The organism is Dietzia sp. B44 (assembly GCF_014145245.1).
GTDB lineage: Bacteria > Actinomycetota > Actinomycetes > Mycobacteriales > Mycobacteriaceae > Dietzia > Dietzia natronolimnaea.
In genome coordinates this window covers 1-4226 of the sequence record NZ_JAALEF010000288.1, presented here as the reverse complement: position 1 = coordinate 4226, position 4226 = coordinate 1, and the positions used below count along the sequence as shown (strand labels likewise).

Genomic DNA, 4226 nt, shown 5'->3' with positions numbered 1-4226 from the left:
CGGGTCCGGCCGCGTCCGCGGCTGTTGGTCGGGTTCTCCGTCATCTGATGACTCCTGCTCTGTGCAACAGCGACGCCAGTGCGTCCCGTTGCTCGGTGGTCGGTGGTAACTGCGGGAGTCGCGGCACTCCGGCCGGGATCCCGAGAAGTTCTAGTGCTGCTTTGGACATCGACACGCCGCCGAGCGCCCGTTGGGCGTCGAAGAGCGGGAGGAGTCCGAGGTTGATATGTCGCGCGGTGTCGACCTCGCCCGCGAGGAAGGCGCGGCGCAGCTCGACGAGGCGCGCGGCGGCCACGTGGCCGATCACGCTGACGAAACCGCTGGCTCCCACGGCCAGCCACGGGAGGTTGAGTTGGTCGTCGCCCGAGTAGTAGACGAGGTCGCAGTGGGACATCACCGTGACCGCGTCGTGGAAGTCGCCCTTGGCATCCTTGACGGCGACGATGTTCGGGTGGGACGACAGTCCGATGAGCGTCTCCGCCTGGATCGGGACCACTGACCGCGGTGGGATGTCGTAGAGCATCACCGGTCGGTCGGTGGCGTCGGCGATCGCCCGGAAGTGGGCGTCGAGTCCGGCCTGGGTGGGTTTGGAGTAGTACGGGGTCACCACGAGCATGCCGTGGGCACCGACGGACGCCGCCTGGCGCGCGAGGTGCACGGAATGTGCGGTGTCGTATGTCCCGACTCCGGCCACCACCGTCGCCCTGTCCCCCACCGCGGCCAGAACGGCCTCGAGAACCGCGATCTTCTCCGCGTCCGTGGTGGTGGGCGACTCTCCCGTGGTCCCGGACACGACGAGACCGTCGCACCCCGACTCCACGAGGTGTTCCGCGACACGTGCGACGGCCTTCAGGTCGACGTAACCGTCGGACCCGAACGGGGTGACCATCGCCGTGAGCACCGTGCCGAACGGCGTGGGGCGTCCGGGTCGGGTGGGGGCCGGCCGACCGTCTGCCGACATCGGGCCCCCAGTGGTCACGTGTGTCATGGCCTCCCAGACTACCCGCAGACCACGGGAAGTCCCGATTCCGACCCGGTGAACCGGTTCATCCCTCCAGGACGTAGGGGCTCACCGCGATCTCGGAGCCGTCCTCCAGCGAGGTGATCTCGAAATCGGAGAACACCGCCGGCGCCGCTTGTCGCAACTGACGCAGGACGTCGATCGCCAGTCCTCGGATCTCGGTGTCCGCGTGCTCGGTCGCCCGCATTCCGATGAAGTGCCGCCACGACCTGTAGTTGCCGGTCACCACGATGCGGGTCTCGGTGGCGTTGGGCAGGACCGACCGCGCGGCCTGCCGGGCCTGCTTGTGACGCAGCATCGGGTTGGGGACGTCGGCGAACCTCTCCTCGAGCTTGGCGAGCATCTCCGCGTAGGCCTCCCGCGACGCGTCGGTGGCGCGGCGGAAGATCTCCACCAGCTCCGGGTCGTCGGCGATCGCGGGCGGGGGCACCACCTTGGAATCATGCTCCGGGACGAACCGCTGCGACAGCTGGCTGTAGGAGAAGTGGCGGTGCCTGATGAGCTCGTGGGTGCACGACCTGGAGATACCGGTGATGTAGAACGTCACGCTCGCGTGCTCGAACACCGAGAGGTGCCCCACCTCGAGGATGTGCCTCAGGTACCCGGCGTTCGACGCGGTGCGCGGGTTGGGTTTGTCCCAGCTCTGGTAGCAGGCGCGGCCGGCGAACTCGGCCAGGGCGGAGCCGCCGTCCGCATCCGTCTCCCAACCGATCTCGTCGGGTGGGGTGAACGCGGTGTGCGCGACCATGCGGACCTGCCGCCGGACGAGCTCGGACATGGTGGGACTCCCTCTTGTGTCGTGTCGCCCGGCGGGTCAGCCGAGAAGGTGTGCGGCGACCGTCGCGGCGACCTCGGACGCGGTGTCGAGTTCCTCACGACCGGGCTCGCCGGTGAGCTGTAGGGCCGGGGCGACCTGGCGGAGGTCCCACCCGGTGGTGATCCGTTCGACCGAGGCCACCGCCCCGGAGGTGTCGTTGTCCCCGTGCACGCAGAGGGCGTAGGGCCGACCGGCCACCGCACCCTCGCAGGTGTAGTACGTGCGGTCGAAGAAGTGCTTGAGTGCACCGGACATGTAGCCGAAGTTGGCCGGGGTGAGCAGGACGTAGCCGTCCGCACGGAGAACGTGGTCGTCGGTGGTCGCAAGTGCGGGCACTGATTCGACCTCGATGCCCTCGAGGTCGGGATGGGCCAGACCCCTCTCCAGTGCCTCCAGGATTCGTCGGAGCCTGGGGGACGGAGCGTGGTGGACCACGAGGACGGTGCTCATCGCGGATCCCCGGTCCCGGAGGACTCCGCCTCCCGCAGGGCGATGGCCGCCCGCATCACCTCACGGGCACGGAGGCGGTCGCCCGCGTGGTCGTAGGCGCGGGCCAACCGGTAGTTGGTACGCCAGTCGTCCGGAGACGCCTGGTACTCCGCACTGACGCGGTCGAACAGCTCATCGGCGGCGGCGTGCTCGAGTCGCCCGGACGGGCGGTGGTCCAGGTCGGAGACATCGAGTTCGATCCCCTCCTGGGCTGCCGCGGCGGAGATCCGCTGGAGTTCGAATCCGTTCCGCAGGATCGCCCACATGGCCCACGCCCCGACGACGGTCAGCAGGACGATCCCGACGCCGAGTCCACGCATGGCGAGGTACTCGGACCGGCTGATCATGGACCACCCGAGGTAGAGCAGGTAACCGAACGCCACCACCAGACCCACCGCCGTGAGGGCCATGACCAGCGGCTTGACGACTCTGTCCACGGGCCGGCCTACAGATCCATGAAGGCGTCGAGCCCAACGGTGAGTCCCGGAGCGCCCGCGATCGACCGTACGCCCAGGAGCACACCGGGCGCGAAGGAGGAGCGATCGAGGGAATCGTGCCTGATGGTCAGGGTCTCCCCCTGTGTACCCAGGAGGACCTCCTGGTGCGCGATCAGGCCGGTCACGCGGACCGAGTGCACCCTCACCCCGCCGACATCTGCGCCCCGCGCCCCCTCCAGCTCGGTGGAGGTGGCGTCCGGGGAGGGCCCCATCCCTGCCGCGGCGCGGGCGGCGGCCATCATCTCCGCCGTGCGGTGTGCCGTACCCGAGGGTGCGTCGGCCTTGTTCGGGTGGTGCAGTTCCACGATCTCGGCCGAGGGGAAATACCTCGCCGCCTGGACCGCGAAGCGCATCATGAGGATGGCTCCGATCGCGAAGTTGGGTGCCACGAGCACCCCGGTATCCGGGTGGGACGCGAGCAGTCCGCGCAGTGTCTCCAACCGCTCGTCGGTGAAGCCGGTCGTGCCGACCACGGCGTGGATGCCGTGTGTGATGCAGTAGTCGAGGTTGTCCATCACCACGTCGGGGTGCGTGAAGTCCACGACCACCTCCGCGCCGGCGTCGGTGAGCATCTGCAGCCGGTCGCCCTGGTCCACCTCGGCGACGAGTTCCATGTCCTCCGCCGCGCGAACCGCCTCGCAGATCGCCGTGCCCACCTTGCCGCGTGCACCGAGCACTCCGACCTTCGTCACCGTCATCGTCTCCTCATCGGTCGTCACACCGCTCACCAGCCTATCCGCCCACGCCGGCGAGCAGATCAGCCGCGCCGCCGGCATCGGGCATGCCCGGCCCGACGGCCGCCAGACACCAGGGCGCGGTCTCGCCCGTCCAGTAGTCCGCCACGTCGTCGCGGTGCACGGTGCGGAGCCGGTGGAGCGACTCCCCGACGGTCACCACAGTGTCGCGGTCCAGCAGGTGGCGGCCGATCCGCGTCATCCGCGACAGTGGGTCGTCCAGCCCGAGCCTGATCGATCCGGTGAGGTGCCCGATCGCGCGGTCGACCTCGTCGCCGGACGGGGGATCGTTCACCATCCCGGCGACGACCTCGGCCAGCGCACCGCTGAGGGCGTCCACCCGCCCGACGGGGCTGCCGGCGACGACCGAGACGAGTCCGGTCGCACGGAACTGGTCCATCGACGCGTACACGGTGTAGGCCAGCCCGAGCTCCTCGCGGACCCGCTGGAACAGTCGGGAACTCAGTCCACCGCCGAGCACCGCGGTCGCGACCTGTGCCGCGGCGCGGTCCCGGTGATCGCGGGACGGTGTCCTCCGTGCCAGAGCCAGGAGCACCTGCTCGGAGTCGTCGTCCTCCCCCACCAGAACCGACGACGGGGCCCAGCCCGGGTGCCCGGCCGCCTGGCCGGAGGTGGGTGCGGCGGCCCCGACCGTCGCGGCTCCCGCC

Annotated in this window: 6 protein-coding genes; all 6 read right to left on the bottom strand. The window is 69.8% G+C overall.

Features of this window, described 5'->3' with window-relative positions:
* Positions 1-40: 40 nt before the first annotated feature.
* Positions 41-961 carry a 4-hydroxy-tetrahydrodipicolinate synthase gene (gene dapA / locus G6017_RS10160; RefSeq protein WP_182609553.1) on the bottom strand — a complete coding sequence of 307 codons (921 nt, stop codon included), beginning with the start codon at positions 959-961 and terminating at the stop codon, positions 41-43.
* Positions 962-1046: 85 nt separating this feature from the next.
* The gene (gene thyX, locus G6017_RS10155; RefSeq protein ID WP_179525424.1) at positions 1047-1799 is read right to left on the bottom strand and encodes an FAD-dependent thymidylate synthase; all 753 of its coding nucleotides are present in this window, start codon (positions 1797-1799) and stop codon (positions 1047-1049) included.
* A 36-nt stretch (positions 1800-1835) separates the two neighbouring features.
* A complete protein-coding gene (locus G6017_RS10150) occupies positions 1836-2288 on the bottom strand; it encodes a flavodoxin family protein (protein WP_179525425.1) in 453 nt (150 codons plus the stop codon).
* A complete protein-coding gene (locus G6017_RS10145) occupies positions 2285-2764 on the bottom strand; it encodes a hypothetical protein (protein ID WP_179525426.1) in 480 nt (159 codons plus the stop codon). The genes G6017_RS10150 and G6017_RS10145 overlap by 4 nt, the downstream gene beginning before the upstream one ends.
* Before the next feature lie 8 nt (positions 2765-2772).
* Positions 2773-3522 (bottom strand): 4-hydroxy-tetrahydrodipicolinate reductase, encoded by a 750-nt coding sequence (dapB, locus tag G6017_RS10140; RefSeq protein ID WP_179526256.1) that lies wholly within the window; start codon positions 3520-3522, stop codon positions 2773-2775.
* Positions 3523-3556: 34 nt separating this feature from the next.
* Positions 3557-4226 (bottom strand): M16 family metallopeptidase (locus G6017_RS10135; protein ID WP_182617210.1); only part of this gene is annotated, 670 nt, incomplete at its 5' end.

Excerpts from the sequence above, each read along its gene's own strand:
- dapB (WP_179526256.1), bottom strand. The coding sequence starts at position 3,522 with ATGACGGTGACGAAGGTCGGAGTGCTCGGTGCACGCGGCAAGGTGGGC.
- thyX (WP_179525424.1), bottom strand. The coding sequence starts at position 1,799 with ATGTCCGAGCTCGTCCGGCGGCAGGTCCGCATGGTCGCGCACACCGCG.
- G6017_RS10150 (WP_179525425.1), bottom strand. The coding sequence starts at position 2,288 with ATGAGCACCGTCCTCGTGGTCCACCACGCTCCGTCCCCCAGGCTCCGA.
- dapA (WP_182609553.1), bottom strand. The coding sequence starts at position 961 with ATGTCGGCAGACGGTCGGCCGGCCCCCACCCGACCCGGACGCCCCACG.